This window comes from Streptomyces sp. NPDC046712, from assembly GCF_040645695.1.
In the GTDB taxonomy this organism is placed as follows: domain Bacteria; phylum Actinomycetota; class Actinomycetes; order Streptomycetales; family Streptomycetaceae; genus Streptomyces.
Window position 1 is genome coordinate 1 of the sequence record NZ_JBEYYW010000042.1, and the last position, 20,176, is coordinate 20,176.

At 69.3% G+C, this 20,176-nt stretch carries 15 protein-coding genes; 10 read left to right on the top strand and 5 right to left on the bottom strand.

Features of this window, described 5'->3' with window-relative positions; all coding sequences use genetic code 11:
* Window positions 1-191: 191 nt before the first annotated feature.
* The 3 genes from ABZ939_RS34600 to ABZ939_RS34610 form a co-directional block, all read right to left on the bottom strand.
* Window positions 192-572 carry a hotdog fold domain-containing protein gene (locus tag ABZ939_RS34600; RefSeq protein WP_361864176.1) on the bottom strand — a complete coding sequence of 127 codons (381 nt, stop codon included), beginning with the start codon at window positions 570-572 and terminating at the stop codon, window positions 192-194.
* Window positions 569-2,233, bottom strand: a complete 1,665-nt coding sequence (locus ABZ939_RS34605) for an NAD(P)/FAD-dependent oxidoreductase (RefSeq protein ID WP_361864178.1) — start codon at window positions 2,231-2,233, stop codon at window positions 569-571. The genes ABZ939_RS34600 and ABZ939_RS34605 overlap by 4 nt, the downstream gene beginning before the upstream one ends.
* A gap of 191 nt (window positions 2,234-2,424) precedes the next feature.
* The gene (locus tag ABZ939_RS34610; protein WP_361864180.1) at window positions 2,425-3,396 is read right to left on the bottom strand and encodes an alpha/beta hydrolase; all 972 of its coding nucleotides are present in this window, start codon (window positions 3,394-3,396) and stop codon (window positions 2,425-2,427) included.
* A gap of 156 nt (window positions 3,397-3,552) precedes the next feature.
* Here ABZ939_RS34610 and ABZ939_RS34615 point away from each other — a divergent pair, with 156 nt between their 5' ends.
* From ABZ939_RS34615 to ABZ939_RS34625, 3 genes are read left to right on the top strand one after another with little or no spacing between them, the layout of a single operon-like run.
* Window positions 3,553-4,218, top strand: a complete 666-nt coding sequence (locus ABZ939_RS34615; protein WP_361864182.1) for a hypothetical protein — start codon at window positions 3,553-3,555, stop codon at window positions 4,216-4,218.
* The gene (locus ABZ939_RS34620) at window positions 4,211-5,581 is read left to right on the top strand and encodes a glutamine synthetase (protein WP_361864184.1); all 1,371 of its coding nucleotides are present in this window, start codon (window positions 4,211-4,213) and stop codon (window positions 5,579-5,581) included. The genes ABZ939_RS34615 and ABZ939_RS34620 overlap by 8 nt, the downstream gene beginning before the upstream one ends.
* Entirely contained in the window at window positions 5,578-6,351 is a 774-nt protein-coding gene (locus ABZ939_RS34625) for a gamma-glutamyl-gamma-aminobutyrate hydrolase family protein (RefSeq protein ID WP_361864185.1), read from the top strand. Before ABZ939_RS34620 ends, ABZ939_RS34625 begins: the two co-directional genes overlap by 4 nt.
* A 98-nt stretch (window positions 6,352-6,449) precedes the next feature.
* Here the strand turns inward: ABZ939_RS34625 and ABZ939_RS34630 are convergent, their stop codons facing one another.
* A complete protein-coding gene (locus ABZ939_RS34630) occupies window positions 6,450-7,040 on the bottom strand; it encodes a TetR/AcrR family transcriptional regulator (protein WP_361864187.1) in 591 nt (196 codons plus the stop codon).
* A 250-nt stretch (window positions 7,041-7,290) separates the two neighbouring features.
* Here ABZ939_RS34630 and ABZ939_RS34635 point away from each other — a divergent pair, with 250 nt between their 5' ends.
* The 7 genes from ABZ939_RS34635 to ABZ939_RS34665 all read left to right on the top strand — a co-directional run bounded on the left by ABZ939_RS34635 (window position 7,291) and on the right by ABZ939_RS34665 (window position 17,552).
* A complete protein-coding gene (locus tag ABZ939_RS34635) occupies window positions 7,291-7,992 on the top strand; it encodes a transporter (protein WP_361864189.1) in 702 nt (233 codons plus the stop codon).
* A 202-nt stretch (window positions 7,993-8,194) separates the two neighbouring features.
* The gene (locus ABZ939_RS34640) at window positions 8,195-10,492 is read left to right on the top strand and encodes an AMP-binding protein (RefSeq protein ID WP_361864190.1); all 2,298 of its coding nucleotides are present in this window, start codon (window positions 8,195-8,197) and stop codon (window positions 10,490-10,492) included.
* A gap of 61 nt (window positions 10,493-10,553) precedes the next feature.
* A complete protein-coding gene (locus ABZ939_RS34645) occupies window positions 10,554-11,651 on the top strand; it encodes a Zn-dependent alcohol dehydrogenase (protein WP_361864192.1) in 1,098 nt (365 codons plus the stop codon).
* A gap of 26 nt (window positions 11,652-11,677) precedes the next feature.
* Window positions 11,678-13,141, top strand: coding sequence for an aldehyde dehydrogenase (locus ABZ939_RS34650; protein WP_361864194.1), 1,464 nt, complete (start codon window positions 11,678-11,680; stop codon window positions 13,139-13,141).
* A 45-nt stretch (window positions 13,142-13,186) separates the two neighbouring features.
* Complete coding sequence (locus ABZ939_RS34655; protein WP_361864196.1) at window positions 13,187-14,734, top strand: long-chain fatty acid--CoA ligase; 1,548 nt, start codon at window positions 13,187-13,189, stop codon at window positions 14,732-14,734.
* A gap of 59 nt (window positions 14,735-14,793) precedes the next feature.
* Entirely contained in the window at window positions 14,794-16,164 is a 1,371-nt protein-coding gene (locus tag ABZ939_RS34660; RefSeq protein ID WP_361864198.1) for an FAD-binding oxidoreductase, read from the top strand.
* 32 nt (window positions 16,165-16,196) lie between these two features.
* Window positions 16,197-17,552, top strand: coding sequence for an NAD(P)/FAD-dependent oxidoreductase (locus ABZ939_RS34665; protein WP_361864200.1), 1,356 nt, complete (start codon window positions 16,197-16,199; stop codon window positions 17,550-17,552).
* 19 nt (window positions 17,553-17,571) lie between these two features.
* On the opposite strand, the gene ABZ939_RS34670 is transcribed toward ABZ939_RS34665, so the two are convergent.
* Window positions 17,572-20,160, bottom strand: coding sequence for a SpoIIE family protein phosphatase (locus ABZ939_RS34670; protein WP_361864202.1), 2,589 nt, complete (start codon window positions 20,158-20,160; stop codon window positions 17,572-17,574).
* Between the last annotated feature and the right edge of the window lie 16 nt (window positions 20,161-20,176).

Below are 20,176 nucleotides of genomic sequence, written 5' to 3' on the forward strand. Positions count from 1 at the left end.
GGCGTCCTTGCCGGCCCGGAACGCATCGAGGTCGTAGAAGGCGCTGGCGGCGTGGATCGGGACCCGTTCGTCCCAGCGGGCGCGGTTGGCCTCGCCGCGGACCGGGCCAGGCCGAACTCCCTGTCTGGAAAGGGGGATACAACGCCCCACCGCGACGTGCGTCTACGCGTCGAGGGCACTCCCCCCGACGGTCACCGTGCCGTCGTTCCGGCGCCGGCCGGAACGACGGCGGTTCCTCGTGCCCGGGTGGCGACGATGGGCTCTGTCAGCACCTCGGCCCGGCCGGTGTCGTCGACCGTGCGGCAGATGACGCGCAGTTCGAAGTCGACGGTCCGGCTACGGGTCCCCTTCGACGCCAGGCGGGCCTCGGCCTCGACGACGTCGCCGCCGCGGACCGGGGCGAGGAACTCGACCGACGCGTACCCGGCGAACAGGCTCTCGTGGCCGTCGATGGCGATCGCCAGGTGCGTGCCGGCGTCTCCGAACAGCTTCAGCCCGAAGGCCCCGTCGACCAGGTTCCCCGCGTAGTGCGCCTCGGAGTGGGCGACATAGCGCTGGTGCACGACCTTCATGCGATCTCCTCGTCGATGCGGCCGATACGGCGGGCGACGGTCGCGCCGTCGAGCCCGATACCGGGGTAGCCGTGCTTGGCGAGGTCGGTACACATCCGGCGGTACTTGCCGACGCCGCCCACGTAGCCGAGGAACGTCGTCGGCTTGCCGGTCACGTTCGAACCCCGGTACCAGGAGTCGGTGGTCGCGTACAGCGTCTGGTTCACCGTGTCCTCGGTGATCTTCACCCAGTCGTCCTGGGCTTCGGCCGTCGGCTCGATGACCTCGGCGCCCTCCGCCCTCGCGTGTCCGATCAGATCGATGATCCAGTCGACGGCCTGCTCGATGGTGACCACGACATTGCTCGCCAGTGCCGGGCTCTGCGGTCCGGCGATCATGAAGAAGTTCGGGAACCCGGCGGTCATGATGCCCAGGTACGTCCTGACTCCGTCGCTCCACGCGTCCTGCAGCCTGCCGAACTCCGGGGCCGAGACGTTGAGCGCGAACAGAGGGCCGGTGAAGGCGTCGAATCCGATCGCCATCACGAGGGCGTCGACCTCGTAGGAGCCGCCCGCCGTGACGATGCTGTCGCTCGTCATGGTCTCGATGGGCTGGTCGCGCAGGGAGACCACCGAGACGTTCGGGCGGTTGAAGGTCTCGTAGTAGTCGGTGCCGAAGCAGCTGCGCTTGGCGCCGAGTGCGTGGAAGCGGGGCTCGAGGACGGCGGCGGTCTCAGGGTCCTGGACGATCTGGCGGATCTTCTCGCGCACGAACTCCGCCGCGGTCTCATTGGCCCTCGCGTCGGTCAGCAGATCGGAGAACTCGCCGCCGACACCGGTGAACCCGCTGCGCTCATAGGCCTTCTCGTAGCGCTCGCGCCGCTCCTCGTCTGAGACGTCGAACGCCGCGGCATCCGGGATGCGGTCCGGGATGCCGCCGAGCGAGTGGCGGCACTCCTCGCGGATCGCCGCGTAACTGCTCTTGATCTCGTCGACGACATCGGCCGACAGCGGGGCGTTCCGGGCCGGGAACACGTAGTTGGGGGTGCGCTGGAACACGGTGAGGTGCTCGGCGACCTCGGCGATGAGCGGAATGCACTGCACCGCGGACGACCCGGTGCCGATCACGGCGACGCGCTTGCCCGCCAGATCGCTCAGCGGGATGTTCCACCGGCTCGTCGAGACCGTGGTCCCGGTGAAGTTCTCCAGGCCCGGCACGTCGAAGTCCTTGGGCGTCGAGAGGCCTCCCGAGCCGGCGAGCAGATAGCGACCCCGCCGGGTCTCGCCGGAGTCGAGGGCCACCTCCCAGAGGCGCTCGTCCGGGAGCCAGGTCGCCGAGGTCACCCGGGTGTTGAAGCTGAAGTGCCGGCGCAGGTCGAAGCGGTCCGCGACGTGATCGATGTAGCTGAGGATCTCGGCCTGCGGAGCGAAGCGCTCGCTCCAGGTCCATTCCTGCTGCAGCTCTTCGCTGAACGAGTACGAGTAGTAGACGCTCTCGACGTCGCACCGCGCACCGGGGTACGTGTTCCAGTACCACGTGCCGCCGACGGTGGGCGCGACCTCGAATCCGGCGAATGTCCAGCCCTTCTCGGCGACCTTGTAGGCGGCGTAGAGGCCGGAGAATCCCGCACCGACACAGAGGACGTCGACGACGGGGGCGGCGACGGGAGTTTTGTCTGTCATGCATCTGCCTTCGGGTAGTCGAAACGCGGGCGGCATCCGGCCGTCAGCCGCGGCGGGGAGCCGTTCACCCTCGGTACGCCGAGGAGCCCGTATGGGTCATTCGACTTGGTCGTATGACCGACTCAGGCTAGTCAGCGGCCCGAGTGGCGGTCAATAGTCGAATCCGAATCGAGTTGCGCGGCCGCGCATGCTCACGCGTCGGCGACGTCCCGCAGGTGGCGCGCCACCTGGGCGATCGCCTCGTCCGTCCTGGCGAACACGCCCACCTCGGTGAAGAAGCCGTGGAACACACCGGCGCAGCGGGTCGCGGTGACCTCGACGCCGTCCCGCCGCAGCCTCTCGGCATACGCCTCGGCATCGTCGCGAAGCGGGTCGACGGCGGCGGTGAGAACGAGTGCCGGCGGGAGACCGCGCAGTGATTCGGCGCGCATCGGGGCCGCGAGATGGTCGACGCCTCCCACATGGTCCGGTCCGAGGTACTGCTCCCAGAACCAGCGAGCGTCCGCCCCGGTCAACAGGGGTGCGTCGGCGAACTCGGTCCAGGATGGGGTGGCGAACGAATCGTCGACGGCGGGATAGACGAGCACCTGGGACACGGGCTGCGCGAGCCCCAGGTCCCGAAGCTTGAGGCAGAGTGCGGTGGCCAGATTGCCGCCCGCGGAATCTCCCCCCACGGCCACCATGTCCGGATCGATGCCGAGCCCGGCAGCCGACCGGCGCAGCCAGGCGAACGCGTCGAAGCAGTCGTCGAGCGCTGCCGGATAGGGGTTCTCCGGCGCGAGCCGGTACTCCAGGGAGAACACCGCCCACCCGGATCGGGCGGCGATCGCGCGGCAGACCTCGTCGACTCCGTCGAGGGTGCCGAGCACGAATCCGCCACCGTGTAGATACACCAGCGCCGGGCGAGGGCCCGTGGACTCCGATGAGCCGTCCGGGTGGTAGAGGCGCGCGCGGAGCTCGCCGGAGCGGGCGGGCAGGGTCAGGCGATCGACCCGGTCGAGGTGGGTCAGGGGCCGCTCCGGCGGTGTGGTGCCCAGGAGTTTCCGTGCCGCTTCCGGACCCAGTTCGCGCACCGGCTTCTTGAGGGTTTCGGCGATGAGGCGGGCGACGAACTGCGCATCGGCGTCCAACTGATCCCAGTACGGGGGCTGCGCGTCGTTCACGGCGGGACCTCTCTGAAGTCATTGACATGTGGTAACCCGTGCCCCACCATCCTAGTCATCTGATCGAGTCACTTGACCAAGTCGATCACCCCATGCGAGATCCGGAGCGGCCGATGCGCGGCGCGCGCGATCTCCCGAAGTCGAAAGGACTGGAGGATGACCGAAACCACTACGGTCCCTGCGGTGTCCGGCGCAGAGGCGGCCGGAGAGGTCGTCATTCGAATCGAGGACGATGCGACTCCCCTCGTTCGGTTGATCGGCCGCACCCTGCGGGATTCCGCCCGCGCAGGCCATGCGCTCCCGGTGCTGCACAAGGCGGCCGCCACGGTGGCGATCCGGTCCCACGACACGCCGCAGGCGGCGACGATCACCTTCGGCGGCGGCGTCGTCGCCGTTTCGAGCGGAGTCCCCGACGAACCCGACGCCGCGATCACCGTCGACCTGAACGCCCGCTTCGCGCCCGCTGAAGCTCCCGCGGGCGACGCCGAGTTCGCTGCGGACGCGCTGTTCGCGCTGTCGCCGCCGGTACCGGGTTGGCAGGCCGCCGCCGAGCACTTCTGGACTGCCGCGCGTTCCGTGCAGGGGATTCCTGACGTGCTCGTCGCGGTCACCGAAGGCCCCGAGGGCCTGGAGCAGGTCGTGCTCGGCGAGGGCTCGACGCAGTACCTGATCGCCGGAGCCCCCGAGACGCTCGCCGGCGTGTTCTCCGGAGCCGACGACCTGCTCGCTGTCCTGTCCACGGGTGTGCTCGGGGTTCAGGGCACCCTTTCTCAGCTGTCGGTCATGGTCGGCGCATCCTGGAAGGTTCGTTACGATGTCTGAACTCACCCAGCCCGTCACGGGAGTTGACGTCCGTGACGCCGGCACTCGGGCCGTCCGGCTCGAGGCGACGAACCACGACGGCTCGTTCCTCGGCAAGACCGTGGCGCCGAAGAAGTTCGCCTCGGGCGTGGACTCGGGGTTCGCCTTCGCCGACCTCCTGTTCGGGCTCGACCTCGGCAACGCCCCGGCCTTGGGCTTCGCCTTCCCCGACTGGCGCGGGCATCTGGACGACGTCTACTTCCGCCCCGACATGTCGACCCTGGTCGAGTGGGAGCCGGGTCTCGACGCCGTGGTCGGCGACTACTGGCTGAAGGACGGCACACCGGTCCCTCTCTGTCCGCGCAACCTCACGCGGAAGATGATCGGCCGCCTCGCCTCGCTCGGCTTCACCGCGACCGTCGCCGTCGAGATCGAGGCGACCGTCTTCGAGGAGTCGATCCACGAGGCGCGCGCACGCGGATACCGAGACCTCACCCCGCTCGGCGGGAGTGCGGGTACGGCCTACCACCTCGCGAAGTCGAAGGACTGGAGCGGGTACATGAACGCCGTCGCCGACCGGCTCGAAGCGGTGGGCATCGAGTGGGAGGCCTGGAGCGACGAGGACGCCGCCGGTCAGGTCGAGATCAACTTGGCTCCCGGCGACCCGATCACGATCTGTGACGCCTGGGCACGGACCCGCCAGATCATGCGCGAGGTCGCGTTCGACCGCGGGCACACGGTCACCTTCATGGCCAAGCCCACCGCGGGTTACGGACAGGCCTCGCACATCAATCTGTCTCTGCAGCGCGACGGCGTCAACGCGTTCTACGCGGAGGCGGGGCCGTCGGAGACGATGCGCCATGCCATCGGCGGCCTGCTCGCGACGCTCGAGGGCAACTGCTCGATCGTGCTACCGCAGATCACCTCGTACCGGCGCCTGGTGGATCTCAGCGGCCCGCCGGTCACCGTCAGCTGGGGCATCAGCAACAAGACCACCGCGGTCCGGGCGGTATGCGGACATCCGTCGTACTCCCGCCTGGAGTACCGGGTCCCGGGGGCGGACGCGAACCTGTACCTCGCGCTGGCCGGCGTGCTGGCCGGTGTGATCGCAGGTCTGGAACGCAAGATCGAACCGCCGGAGCCGGTCACCGACATGGCGTGGTGCATGCCGCCCGGGATCATCACACGCCTGCCGGACACCATCACGAAGGCCGCCGCCGCACTCGAAGCCGATCCGATCCTTCGCGACCTCCTCGGCTCCGACTTCGTGGACTACTGGGTCGGATCACGCCGGTGGGAGTGGATGCAGTTCCACACCGCGGGCGGTGACCCGTTCACCGAACTCTCCCCGTGGGAGTCCACCCGATACTTCGAACTGCCGTGAGCGGGCAGGGCGATGCGTCGACCCCGGCGCTGCCGCTCATCGGCATCACCGGTCGGCGGATCCGGCTGGACCTGATCAGGGGTGCGGACCCCCGGTACGGCGATCGCTGCGCCGACAGCTACATGTCCGACTACGGCATCCGGATCGCACAGGCCGGCGGGCTCCCGGTGAACCTCTCGTACGAGACGGATCCGGAGGCGGTCTGCCACTGGCTGGCCGGCGTCGTCATCACCGGCGGGCAGGACCTGCATCCGGCGTGCTGGGGCGGGGACCCGTCCGTGGTCCGCGACGTCGACCCGCGTACGGACCCCATGGTCCACGACCCCGAGCGGGACGCGTACGAGCTCGCACTCGTGCGCGCCGCGCTCGACCGAGGGATCCCGGTGCTCGCCGTATGCAGGGGCATGCAGATCCTCAACGTCGCGCTCGGCGGCACGCTCATCGCCGACCTGCCGCCCGGCGAGGTGCGGCACCTGTCGCAGGAGGCCGCGCTCACCGACGGCACGGACGATCACCTCGTGACCTTCGAGCCCGGCTCGATCGTGGCGGGACTGTTCGGGGCGCGGACCGTCACCAACTCGTGGCACCACCAGGCAGTCGATCGCTGCGGCGTGGGGCTCGTCGTGACGGGCCGGACGGCCGACGGCGTGGTCGAGGCGGTGGAGCTCCCGGACGCACCGGTTCTGGGTGTCCAGTGGCATCCGGAATGGATGAAGAGCGACGATCCGACGATGACGTGGATCGTCGAGGAATCCGTGAAACGCCTGTGACGAGCGGATCCGAGTGCGTCCGCCTGCCGTCGCCGGCAGACGCACTCGGGTCCGCCGGTCACCGCCGCGCCCGGCGGACTCGGCGGTGCTGCTCGTGATCAGGCGAGCTTCGCGGCCAGCCACGCATCGAGGACGTCGATGACGACCTCCGCCTGCAGGGCGGCTTGGGCGCGATCGGCGTACGTCAGCCAGTTCATGACGAAGCCGTCCGACAAGGTGCCGACGACATAGCTGATCTGGTCGATCGTCTCGGGCGCGATGTCCTGTCCGGAGGACGCTCTCTCGAGGATCGAGCGCATGACCTTGAACGCCTCGTTGTACACGGCCTCGGCCGGATGCTCCTTCGTGCGTTGCGCCCAGCTGATCAGCTCGATGGTCGCGGCGGCGAAATCCGAGGCCTCGAGGTACCAGTCCATGAGTCCGCGGAGGATCGCACGCGCCGTCGCGCTCACGTCGCCGTGCACGTCGTTCGCGACCAGAACCTCGCGGTACCGCTCTGCCAGCTTTTCGAAGACGGCTGCGAACAGCAGCTCCTTGGACTGGAAGCAGTAGTGCAGCGTCGCCAGCGGAGCGTTGGCCTGCTCGGCGATCCGGCGGGTCGTCGCACCGTCGACACCGTGGCTCGCGATCACTTGGATGGCGGCGTTCACCAGGTCATTGCGCCGCTCGGCCGCCGGTACGCGTGCCACTTGTGCCCCCTGCCGAAGTTGGACGATCGATCAAGTCAGCGCCCAGGCTAACAGGCGGATCGGCTGCATCAGCCCAGGCCGCAGCACCTTTGCGCAAATAGTTGGTCAGATGACTTGATCGGTCGACCGTGATGCAGCAGCATAAACATCACCCCCCTCGTGAAGGCCCCCGACCCTCGCCGATCTCGCTCGATCGAGAACTTCGGCAGAGCCGTGGAGGCCGACGAGGCTTTCAAGGAACCGAGGACACATGGAACTCAAAGCAGCGCTCTTCCTGCTCGCCGACGTGTTCATGATCACCGCTGGCTTCACCTTCGGATGGAAGTTCATCCGGGAATACGGGAACTACCTGCTCGGCCTCGAATGGATCATCGTCGCCACCTCCGGGACGAACTTCCTCGTCTACGCGCTCCTGGGGGCCGACCAGGACAGCCCCATGTACACCGCGGCGCATTTCCTCGACGCGTTCTCCCGGTCGGTCGGCATCACGCTGATTCTCGTCATGGGCCTGATGGGGGCGACGCACCGGTACAAGCCGTCCAAGGCGACCGATGTCGGCGTGTTCGCGTTCGCGGCCGGTGTCGGACTCTTCTTGCAGCTGTTCGGCGAACGGCTGGGACTGGCGCTGGACATCTTCTACGTCGTCGTCAACGTGCTGACCAGTCTGTTCCTGCTCTACTTCTCGAAGCGGCTCTGGGCGATCGGCGCGAAGGGAATGGCCGTCGGCGCGGGCTCGGCCACCGCTGCGGCATTCGTCATCGCCGCGACCTACGACTTCTTCCCCATCCCGGGCGACGACGAGGCGCACACCCTCTTCTACACCGCCGCGCTGAGCACCTGGGCATTCCAGATGTGCATGTACTACTTCGCCTACCGCGCCCTGCACGCCCACAACGAGTCGGCCGATGCGGAGCCGGAGCGGCCCGAACAGAGCCGCGTCGCCGGCGCCTGAGCAGCCGCGCTCCCGTCGCGGCGAGGGAAGCGCCGGCCGCGATCAAGGCAGAGAACCGAGGAGAACATCCCATGCAGAGGAAGCAGTCGTGGTCGTGAAAGAAACGCCTCAACGAGAGGGAAACGTGGCCTCGCACCGTCCGCGACCGGCCGTCAGGCCCGAGCAGATGGGGGAGGACCCGTCCACCGCGACACTGACCGGCTTGCTGTCCGAGCGCGCGCGGCGATCGCCGAATCAGGAGTTCCTGCGCTTCGGAGACGAATCCTGGACCTTTGCCGAGATCGACGCCTGGACCTCCAGGCTGGCGCACCGGCTGATCGAGGTCGACGGCGTCCAGGCCGGCGACCGCGTCGCGATCATGCTCCCGAACATCGTGCACTGGCCCGTCGTGTGGCTGTCAGTACTGAAGGCCGGCGCTGTGGCGGTACCGGTCAACTCCTCGTACAAGCGGGCTGATCTCACGTTCCTCCTGCGGGATTCGGGAGCCCGGGTCGTGTTCACCGACCGCGAGCGGGCAGCTCTCCTGACGGAAGTCGCCGTCGGTGAGAGTGACTTGGCGGATCTGCGCATCGTCGACGTCGCCGCGGACGGCTCCGCGCCGTTCCCGGCGACCGCTCCGAAGGCGCGCCCCACCGCCGAGACCCTGGCGAACCTGCAGTACACGTCGGGCACCACCGGCTTCCCCAAGGCGTGCATGCTCACCCACGACTACTGGGTGCGGCTTGCCTGGACCTGCGCCGCGGCGACCGGCCTCGGGTCCGAGGACGTCCTGCTCACCGCTCAGCCGTTCTCCTACATGGACCCGCAGTGGAACACCGCGCTCGCCCTGACGGTCGGGGCCCCGCTGGTCGTGCTCCCCCGGTTCTCCGCGTCGGGCTTCTTCGCCGACGTCCGCCGCCATCGCGCGACCTTCTTCTACGTGCTCGGGTCCATGCCGACGCTGCTGTTCAAGCAGCCGCCGAGCCCCGACGACCTGGACAACGAGGTGCGCCTGGTGCTCTGCTCGGGCGTTCCGGTCGGGCTCCATGCCCAGCTGGAGCAACGCTGGGGCGCGCCGTGGCGGGAGATCTACGGTATGACCGAGTCCGGCGTCGACATGTTCAGTCCCGTCGACGACGTGACCGCCGTGGGGAGCGGGAGCCTGGGGCTACCGGTGCCGAGCAAGCGGGTCCGGGTGGTCGATCCGCAGGGCGCCGATGTGCCCGACGGCGAGCCCGGTGAGCTGATCGTCTCGGGGAAGCCGATGATGCGCGGCTACTGGAACCGCCCGGAGGACACCGCCCGCGTGCTGCGGGACGGCTGGCTGCACACCGGAGACGTCGTCGTCCGCCGGCCTGACAGCGGCATCCAGCTGGTCGGGCGGATCAAGGACATGGTGCGTCGCGGCGGCGAGAACATCGCGAGCGCCGAGGTCGAGGCCGTTCTCGAACGTGACGACGCGGTCGTGGCCAGCGCGGTCGTCGCCGAACCCGACGAGACGTTCGGCGAAGAGGTCAAGGCCTTCGTCCAGCTCGCCGCCGGGATGCCGGCCGACCGCACGACCGCCGCGCGGATCGTCGACCGGGCCGGTCGGCAGCTCGCCCGCTTCAAGGTGCCGCGCTACGTCGAGTTCGTCGCCGACTTCCCCCGTACACCGTCCGAGCGGGTGTCCAAGCCGGCGCTCAAGGAGCGCGCCGCGGCCGAGCCCGGCGTCACCTACGACCTTGGCGCCCGGCGCGGGACCGCCGGCGCGCCCGACGTCCCGTCCACGGATTTCCTCGGCGTCGAGGTCGTCCGCGGTGTGGCGGTGCTGACGTTGCGCCGTCCGGAGAAGCTGAACGCCATGGACGTCGCCACGCGGCTGCGGCTGGCGAGCGTCGTCCGGGAATACGGCTCCGGCGAGAACGTGCGCGGGATCGTGCTCACCGGCGAGGGCCGGGCGTTCTCGTCGGGTGAGGACCTCCGGTCCGTGCCGACCTCGTACGAGGAGGTCCGCGAGGCGTTCGAGAGCTTCCACGACATCACCCGGGCCGTCGTGGAGACGCGGATCCCCGTCGTCGCGGCGGTGAACGGTCTTGCGGTGGGCGGCGCCTCGGAGATCACCCTCTGCTGCGACGCGCGCATCGGAACCCCGGCGACGGAGTTCTACCAGCCGGAGAACGGTCGCGGGATCACGATCTCGAACGCGTCGAGCCTGCTCCTGACCCGCCTCGTCCGGAACCACGCCATGCGCATGGTCCTCGGCTCGCCGCGGATCGGCGCCGAAGAGGCCCTGCGGATCGGGCTCCTGGACGAGATCGTCGCGCCGGACGAACTCGTCGACCGGGCCATCGACTTGGTGGTCGCCTGGACGCCGGAGAGCAATACGACGGCGCTTCACCTGGCGCTCCTGCGACCGCGGCCCGAAGAGATCGAGCAGGCCTTCGCCCGTGAGGACGTCGCCGCGCAGAAGGCCTGGGAGAGCGGGGTGTTCAGCGCCGGCATCGAGGGCTTCTGGGCCGCCAAGGGCGCCGGCGAATAGCTCCGGGACGGGGGCGACACCGCATCACTTTCACGAAACGAACGACAGAGGAGACTTGGACGTGATCGACACAGAGGCCGCGGTGCTCACCGCGGTGAACGAGCCGCTCGAGATGACCGCGATCCAGGTGGACGACCCCGAGCCCGACGAGGTGCGCGTCGCGGTCTCCCACGTGGGACTGTGCCACAGCGACCTGCACTACATGACCGGAACGGTGCCGACCGATCTGCCGGTGGTGGTGGGACACGAGGTGGCCGGCGTGGTCGAGACGATCGGCTCCTCGGTGACCGGGCTGCGCCCGGGCGACCGCGTGGTCGGGGCGCTGACGCCGTCGTGCGGCCGGTGCGTCAACTGTGAGGCCGGCCGGTCGACGCAGTGCCTGCGCGTCGAGGAGATCCGGCGACGTCCGCGGCCCGCTTTCCAGCTGGCGGACGGCCGGCCGGTCGAGCGGCTCGGCGACATCGGCGCGTTCTCGCGGCACACCCTCATGCGGGAGAACGCGCTGGTGAAGCTGGACGACGCGGTGCCGCTGCACGTGGGGTGTCTCCTGGCGTGCTGTGTCATCACCGGCGTGGGCGCCGTCTTCCGCGGCGCCCGGGTTCGTCCGGGAAGCACGGTCGCGGTGATCGGCTGCGGCGGAGTCGGATCGGCCATCATCCAAGGAGCCAGGCTCGCGGGGGCCTCGGCCGTCGTCGCGATCGACCTGGACGAGGCGCGACTGAAAGCCGCGCGCGGCTACGGCGCGACCCACGTCGTGAACGGAGGCGCCGAAGACGTCGCCGCGGAGGTGCGGAACCTGCTGGGCGACGGAGTCGACTACTCGTTCGAGGCCGTCGGCTCGGCGCGCACTGCGGCCACGGCACTGTCGGTGCTGCGGGCGACCGGCACCGCGTGCCTGGTGGGCATCGCCCCGGCAGGCACCGAGCTCACACTGCCCGCGTCGGACTTCTTCTTCGGCGAGAAGCGCCTCATCGGCTCGTACATGGGCTCCGGTCAGGTGCGCCAGGACATCACCCAGCTCGCACGCCTGTACCAGCAGGGGCGGCTGCTGCTCGACGAGATGGTCACGCAGGTCATCCCGTTCGGCGAGATCAACGAGGGCTTCAAGGCGATGCGCAGCGGTGACGTGACCCGCATCGTCGTCGACCTGAAGGCCTGATGAACACGGACGCGGAGGTGACTCACATGTCGAGCAGCGAGACGGCCGTTCCCCGGCCGGTGAACTACATCGCGGACGCCTGGAGCGACTGCGAGACGATCCAAGACGAATGGAACGTCGACCCCAACACGCGCCGGCCGTTGCACCCCATGGTCACGACCGGACCCGGGGACGTCGAACGGGCATTGCGGCACGCGGAGCGCGTGTACAGCGTCGGCCGGTGGGACGAAGAGGCCCGTCGAGAGCGCGCGGACATGCTGGAACGCGTCGCCGTGCTCATCGAGAGCCGAGCGGAGGACATCGCCCGCACGGATTCCCTGACCAGCGGCGTGCCGATCGGCGTCACGCGGAAGGTGGCCGCCTTCCTACCCGCCAGGATCCGGGCGACGGCAGCGGAACTGCTGAGCATCCCCCGCGTGCGAGCGCTGGCGGCGGACGGCCGTGACGTCCGCCTGTACAAGGTCCCGTGGGGACCGGCCGCGATCCTCACCCCGTGGAACGGCCCGAGCTTCATCCCCGCGGCCAAGGTCGTGAGCGCGGTCGCGGCGGGGTGCCCGGTGATTCTGAAGCCGTCGGAGCACGCTCCGGGCAGCGCCCAGATCATCGTCGAGTGCTTCGTCGAAGCCGGACTGCCCTCCGGCGCCCTGCAGCTCGTGCACGGCCGCGGCGAGGTGGGTGCCGCGCTGACCGGTGACCCGCGCATCAAGATCGTTTCATTCACCGGCGGTCCGGTCGCCGGCCGTGCGATCGCCCGCGCCGCCGCGGAGGACTTCAAGGTCCTTCAGCTGGAGCTCGGCGGCAACAACCCCGCGCTCGTCCTGGACGACGCCGACGTCGAGGTCGCCGCCGACGGCATCTTCGAGGGAATGACCAAACTGAACGGCCAATGGTGTGAGGGGCCGGGCAAGGTGCTCGCCCACCGGAGTCTGGTGGGGCCGCTGCTCGAAGCACTGACCGAGCGCATCGCCAAGATCGTGGTCGGTCACTCCCTCGACGAGAGCGTCGAGCTCGGCCCGATCTCGAACGCACCGCACTTCGCGACGCTGGAGAGCCGGATCGAAGGACTGCGCGCCCTGGGAGCCACCATCCACCAGCCCGCCCGGCTGCCGGATCTCGACGGATTCTTCCTCTCGCCGACCGTCGCCGCCGGGGCCGACCCCGCGAAGGCCACCGCGGAGCTGTTCGGTCCCCTCGTGTCCGTGCACGCCGTCGATTCCGACGAGGAGGCGCTGCGCATCGCGAACGCCGCCCCGTCGGGACTCGACGCCTACGTCTTCGGCAGCGATGTCGAGCGTGCGATCGCGGTCGGCTCGCGGGTGCAGTCCGGCGAGGTGCGCGTCAACGGCGCGAAGGTCGCCGACCTCGGCGACGATTCCGCGCAGAGCTTCTGGGGACCGGCCGGCATCGGCGGCCACGGCCCGGCCGAGTCGGTGCGCGTGTTCTGCGGCGACCGGGTGGTCGGCGTCGACTCGCCGGACCTTCCGCTGTGAAACGCGTCGCCCGATGACCGAACCCACCGCCGCTGGAGAACCCCCATGCTGAACCTCTCGATCCTCCTCGAAGACTCCGCCCGCGCGTACCCGGACCGGGACGCACTCGTACTCGGCTCGAACCGGCTGACCTACCGTCAGGTCGACGCGGCGGCGAACCAGGTCGCCAACCTGCTGGTGTCCCGCGGTGTCCGGCCCGGCGACAAGGTCGCATTGAGCTGCCCCAATCTCCCCTACTTCCCCATCGTCTACTACGGCGTCCTGAAGGCCGGGGCGGTCGTGGTGCCGCTCAACGTCCTGCTCAAGGGCCGCGAGATCGCCTACCACCTGGACGACGCGGACGTCTCGGCGTACTTCTGCTTCGAGGGAACGCCGGAGCTGGCCATGGCCGCAGAGGGCCATGCCGGGTACCGCGAGGTCAAGGCGGTGGAGCACTTCTTCGTCATCACCGCCGACCCGGAAGCCCCCAGTCCGATCGCCGGTGCCGAGACGCTCGGTCAGGCACTCGCCGGTATGAGCACCGTGTTCGAGTCGGTGGTCAGAGAGCCGACCGACACGGCGGTCATCCTGTACACGTCGGGAACGACCGGCCGGCCCAAGGGCGCCGAACTCTCCCACGCCAACACGATGTTGAACGTGATGGCCTGCAACCGGCTGTTCCGCAGCGAACCGGCCGCCGACAGCCAGTTGGTGTGCCTTCCGTTGTTCCACACGTTCGGTGCGACGGTGCAGATGCACGCGGGGTTCTCGGTCGCCGCGACCTTGCACCTCGTGCCGCGCTTCGCCGCCCGTGAGGTGGTCGAGCTGATGGACCGCGAGGTCATCACGTTCTTCGCCGGTGTTCCGACCATGTGGTGGGGACTGCTCAACGCCCTCACCGACGACATCGACGTCCACCGGATCGCCGCGCACCTGAGGATCGGGATCTCCGGTGGGGCGGCCCTGCCTGTCGAGATCATCAGCCAGGTCAAGCAACGCCTCGGCATCACCGTCCTCGAGGGGTACGGGCTGTCCGAGACGTCGCCCGTCGCCACGTTCAGCGACCCCCGGCTCGAAGCCCGACCTGGCTCGATCGGCGTCCCGATCTGGGGCGTGGAGCTGAAGTTGATCCGGCCGGACTGGACCGAGGTCACCGAGGCAGGGGAGGTCGGCGAGATCGCGATCAGGGGTCACAACGTCATGAAGGGCTACTACAACCGCGCGAAGGCGACGGCCGAGGTGATCCGCGACGGATGGTTCCGCACCGGAGACCTCGCACGGCGCGACGAGGACGGTTTCCTCTACATCGTCGACCGCGTGAAGGACCTCATCATCCGCGGCGGTTTCAACGTCTATCCCCGCGAGATCGAGGAGGTACTGCTCACCCATCCCGCGGTGAGCCTGGCAGCGGTCATCGGCGTTCCGCACGACAGCCACGGCGAGGAGATCAAGGCTTTCGTGATCCTCGAAAAGGGTTCCGCCGTCGGCGCCGAGGAGCTCATCGCCTGGGGCAAGGAGCAGATGGCCTCCTACAAGTACCCCCGCATCGTCGAGATCGTGTCGAGCCTGCCGATGACCGGCACCGGAAAGATCCTCAAGCGTGAGCTGGCCTGAGGCCGAGCAGAGCCGGAACGGCATCCCCCTGCGTACGACGCGAAACGAGGAACAGTGAGATGAACACGGACAACGTCGAGTACACCACCTTCAGCGGGTGGGTCGACCCGCCCAGCGATGTCCGGTGCGCCCTGCGAGAGGACGTCACCTGTGAGGTCGCGGTCGTCGGCGGCGGCCTCGGGGGCATGTCGACGGCGCTGCGGCTGGCCGAGCGCGGTCGGGACGTGGTGCTGCTGGAGGCCGAGTTCTGCGGTCACGGCTCCGCCTCGCGCAACGCCGGGCAGGTGGCAGGCGCCCCGGGGGGCGACATCCAGCTCCTGAGCATGCTCTACCCCAGGAGGTTTCCCGGCGTGGTCCGGTTCGCCGAGAACTCCGCGCACTTCCTGGAGCGGCTGATCGAACGACTGGACATCGACTGCGACTACGAGGCGACGGGCAACGTCTGTGCTGCCGTGTCCCGTGGGCAGATGGGCCGTGTGCGCCGCGTGACGAAGCTCCTGCGGAAGGCAGGCGCGAACGTCGAACTGGGCACGAGCGCTGAACTCGGCATCCCTCGCGGATTCCTGGGCGGTATGCGCGAGTCCGTCGGCGGGATGATGAACCCCGGCAAGTTCAGCCTGGGCATCCGCCGCGTCGTCCTCGCGTCGAGCGTCCGGGTCTTCGAGCGGACGCGCGTCACCGACGTCACGCGGGACGGCGATCACGTCGTCATCAGGACGCCCGGGGGCGAGGTACGCGCGAACAAGATCGTACTCGCGACGAACGCCTTCGGCGGCGAGCTGGCCATCGCTCCGAAGCGGCTGTCCGTGCCGATCTGGGTCAGCGAGGTGGAGACCGAGCCGATCGATCCCGCGCGCCTGGCCGCGCTGGGGTGGACCAGCCGGTCGGGTGTGGTGACCCAGCACAACATCATGGAGAACTACCGGCTGACCACACGCAACACCATCGTGTTCGGCGTCCGTCGGCTCCAGCGGGGGAAGCACTACCCGCTTCCCCCGAGGAAGCCCGACGAGGCTGTCGTCGCCGATCTCGCACGCGCCTTCGCAACGCGCTTCCCCGCGCTCGCCGACGTCGCGGCCGCGCGCGCCTGGGGCGGATGGGTCGCGATCACCCCGTCGTGGCTTCCGGTCGCCGGCCAGATCGGCGACAGCGTCTTCTACTCGGTCGCATGCAACGGCCACGGCCTGGCCCAGGCACCGTACGTCGGTTCGCTCATCGCCGACCTGATCGTGGACGGGGAACGGCACGAGGACCTGAAGACCCTCTGGGCGGAGAAGCCCACGTTCCCTCGCCCTTTGATGATGGGCGCTCCGGGGCTGCGCACCATCTGGACTGTCGACCGTTTCAACGACCTGATCAACGGAAGCCGGCGGAACGCCCGGCGCGGCGCGGCACTAGTGAACCGACCGGAGCCGTCGGCAAATCGCTGACCTCGGCGCATAGGCAAAAGGAGTTGTGAGTCATGGCCGCACTGCAACGTGTGGACGAGGAGAACTGCGACGTCGTGGTCATCGGCGCGGGAATGTCGGGCCTGATGGCGGCCACCACCCTCGCAGGCAAGGCCGACGTCGTCGTGCTCGAGGCGGAGGATCGGCCGGGCGGACGCGTCGAGACGGTCCGGAAGGGCGACTACTGGGTCAACGTCGGGACCCAGTTCACGGAGGGGACCGGGCCGTTGATCGACGCTCTCCACCAGCACGGTATCGAGATGGGATCGCTGGCCGACACGAGCGTGGCGCTGTTCCTCAACGGCGTCCTGGTCGACACGTCCAACGTTTTCGCCCTCATGTTCCGTACGCGGATGAGTTTCATGGACCGGGTCGGCATGGCGATGGTCGGCGCCCGCATCCTCTCCGCAGTCCCGTTCCTGGAGTCGGACAGCCGCCTGGCGAAGAAGGTGCGGGCCAAGCTCGACAGGCGTCTCGCTTCGGACCTCCTGCGCGGCGTTCGCTCCGAGTTGACCCGGGCCGTGGTCCGGTCCTGGTCGGGGCAGTGGATGGGGTGTGAGCCGGAAGAGACGGCGGCGACCCAGCTGGTGGTGTCGATCGGCCTTGCTCTGGCGGACCCGGCGAAGGTGCCGAACTTCGCCCTGCCGGTCGGCGGTAATCAGACCTTGACCGACATCCTTGCCAAGGACCTCGGCGAACGCCTTCGGCTCAAGTCGACCGTCCGGTCCGTGGAGAAGAGCGGAGACGGGGTCGTCGTGAACTACGTCGACGCGGGCCGCCCGGTGCGGATGCGCGCGAAACGCGCCATCGTCACGGTTCCCAGCGACGTCGCGCAGCAGATCCTTCCGGAACTTCCGCCGACGCACCGTAACGCGTTCGACGACATTCGCTACGGCCGTTACGTGATTGTCGGCTTCTTCACCGAAGAGGAGGGGCCCCAGCCTTGGGACGGACTCCTCGGGGTTTCCACGCCGCAGCTCTCCTTCCAGGCGATGTTCAACCACGCTGCCGCCATGCGCAAAGCCGGCCCGCGCAAGCCGGGCGGTGCGCTGGCATGCTTCGCCGGTGGTGCCTCGGCCGACGCCTTGTTCGAGCTCTCCGACGAAGAGATCGTCGCTCGGTTCTCCAAGGACCTGCTCTCGGTCTACCCCCAGCTCGAAGGGAAACTCGGGGACGGGATCGTGCGACGCCACCACCGCGTGGTGCCGTTCTGGGCGCCCCGGGGACGCGAGTCGTTGCCGACGCTGCGCAACCCCCTCGGACCGATCTACCTGGCCGGCGATTATCAGCTCGACATGCCGTCACTCGCTGATGCGGCGACCTCGGGCGAGAACGCGGCGAAGGCGGTTCTCTCAAGCCTGGGCCGCTGAGGCCCCGGGCGACTTCCCCCTAGAAGAGGGCGCTGTCCGCGGTGGGCAGGGTTTGCTCGGCCCAGATGACCTTGCCCTCCGGTGTGTAGCGGGTGCCCCAGTGCTCGCTGAGCTGCGCCACCAGGAACAGGCCGCGGCCTCCCTCGTCGGTGGTTGCGGCATAGCGCAGGTGGGGGGCGGTGCTGCTGCCGTCCCACACCTCACAGGTCAGGGTGCGGTCGCGCAGCAGACGGACGCGAACGGGCGCGGCGCCGTACCGGATGGCGTTGGTGATGAGCTCGCTGAGGATCAGTTCCGTGGTGAAGGCGAGTTCCTCCAGGCCCCACTCCTCCAGCTGCTTGGCCGCGAGGCTGCGGATGGCGCCGACCTCGCTCGGGTCGGACGGTACGTCCCACTGCGCGACCCGGCCGGGGCCCAGGGTCCGGGTCCGGGCGATCAGCAGCGCGATGTCGTCGGCCGGCCGGCTGGGGAGCAGGGCGTCGAGTACGGCGCGCCGGCTGGCATGCGGGTCCCGGTCGGGGTGGCTCAGCGCCGTGCGCAGCCTTTCCACACCCTCCGCGATGTCCCGGGACCGCTCCTCGACCAGCCCGTCGGTGTACAGGACGAGCTGGCTGCCCTCCGCCAGGTGCAGTTCCATGGTCTCGAACGGCATGCCTCCCAGCCCCAGCGGGGGCCCGGCCGGCAGCTCCGAGATCGTCGTCGTGCCGTCCGGGTCGACCACGAGCGGTGGCATGTGTCCTGCCCGTGCCATGGTGCAGTTCTGGGAGATGGGGTCATAGACGGCGTACAGGCAGGTCGCGCCCAGGACGCCACCGTTCCGGGCGGTGCTGTCGCCCTCCTCGTCCATGCGCTGGACGAGGTTGTCGAGACGGGCGAGGAGTTCGTCGGGCGGCAGGTCGAGGGAGGAGAAGTTGTGCACCGCCGTGCGCAGCCGCCCCATGGTGGCCGCGGCGTGCAGGCCGTGTCCGACGACGTCTCCGACCACGAGCCCGACGCGGCTGCCCGGCAGCGGGATCACGTCGAACCAGTCCCCGCCCACTCCGGACTGGGCGGGCTGGTAGAAGTGCGCGACGTCCACGGCGCTCTGCTCGGGCAGGTCCTGCGGCAGCAGGCTGCGCTGGAGCGTGACGGCGAGGGTGTGTTCGCGGGTGTAGCGGCGGGCGTTGTCCATGGTGACCGCGGCGCGGCCGACGAGCTCCTCGGCCAGCGACAGGTCGTCCTCGTCGAACGGTTCCGGCTTCTGCGACCGCCAGAAGTTGACGACGCCGAGCACCACGCCCCTGGCCTTCAGCGGAGCCGCGATGAGCGAATGGATCCCGTAGCCGACGATCGCCGAGGTCCGCGGCGGGTCCTGGGCGTGCCAGCCCGGCGCCTCGTTGAGATCGGGCACGAGTTCGGCCTCGCCCGTGCCGTAGCCGCGGGCCTGCGGGGTGGACGGCAGGAAGTCGATCAGTGTGCCGAGCGGGTACAGCGGGTGATCGGGGCGGATCCCGCTGACCGCCGTGCGTCGCATGTCGGCCCCGGGGCCGGGCTCCTCGCCCTCCAGCACCGGGTCGGCCAGGTCGACCGTGACGAAGTCCGCGAACTGGGGAACGGCGACGTCGGCCAGTTCCTGCGCGGTGCGCACCAGGTCGAGCGTGGTGCCGATGTCGCCGCCGGCGTCGTAGAGCAGCTTGAGCCGTCTGCGGGCCGTCTCCGCACGGCTGCTCAGGAGCTGCATCTCGGTGGAGTCGCGGATGGTGACCGCCGAGCCCTGGGGGCGGCCATGGGGGCGGGTGGGCCGCTGATTGACCACGAGCAGCCGGTCCCCGGCCTCCAGCACCTCGTCGGTGGCCTCCCGGCCGGACAGCAGCAGTTCCGCCATCCGGCGATCCATGCCGACCTCGTCGACGGGACGCCCTTCGGCGTCGTCCGGCAGGCCGAGCAGCCGTCCGGCCTCGTCGTTCGCCAGGAGCAGCCGTCCTTCGTCGTCGGTGATCAGCACCCCCTCGCGGACGGCGTGGAGCACGGCGTCGTGGTGCTCGTACATGCGGGTCATCTCCTGCGTGCCGAGCCCGTGGGTCTGGCGGCGCAGTCTTCGGCTGATCAGCGCCGTGCCGACGGTGGCCAGGGCCAGACCGCCGGCGATGGCCAGGAGGATGACCGGAAGCTGGCGGTCGGCGATGCCGGTCACGTTCTCCACCGTCAGACCGGCCGAGACCAGGGCGATGACCTCGCCCTCGGGTGAGGTGACCGGCACGATCGCCTGGATCTCCTTGCCGAGGGGCCCCTCCACGCTCTCGGTGTGCACCTCGCCGGCGAGCGAGGGCTCGATCGTGCCGACGAACCGCTCGCCGATGCGGTCGGGCTGAGGGTGGCTGTAGCGGATGCCGTCGGTGTCCATGACCACGATGAAGTCCACCCCCGCGACCTTGCGCGTCTCCTCGGCGAGCGGCTGGATGATCGCGGACGGGTCCGGCGTCTTCAGCGCTTCCTGCAGGCCCAGGGAGTGGGCGAAGGTCTGCGCCACGGAAACCGACCGGTTGCGCGCCTCGCGGTCGGTGTCGTACCGCGACTGCAGCACGAGGGCGAGCAGGGCCCCGGCGCCGAGCAGCACCACGATCGCCACCTGAAGGACGAAGACC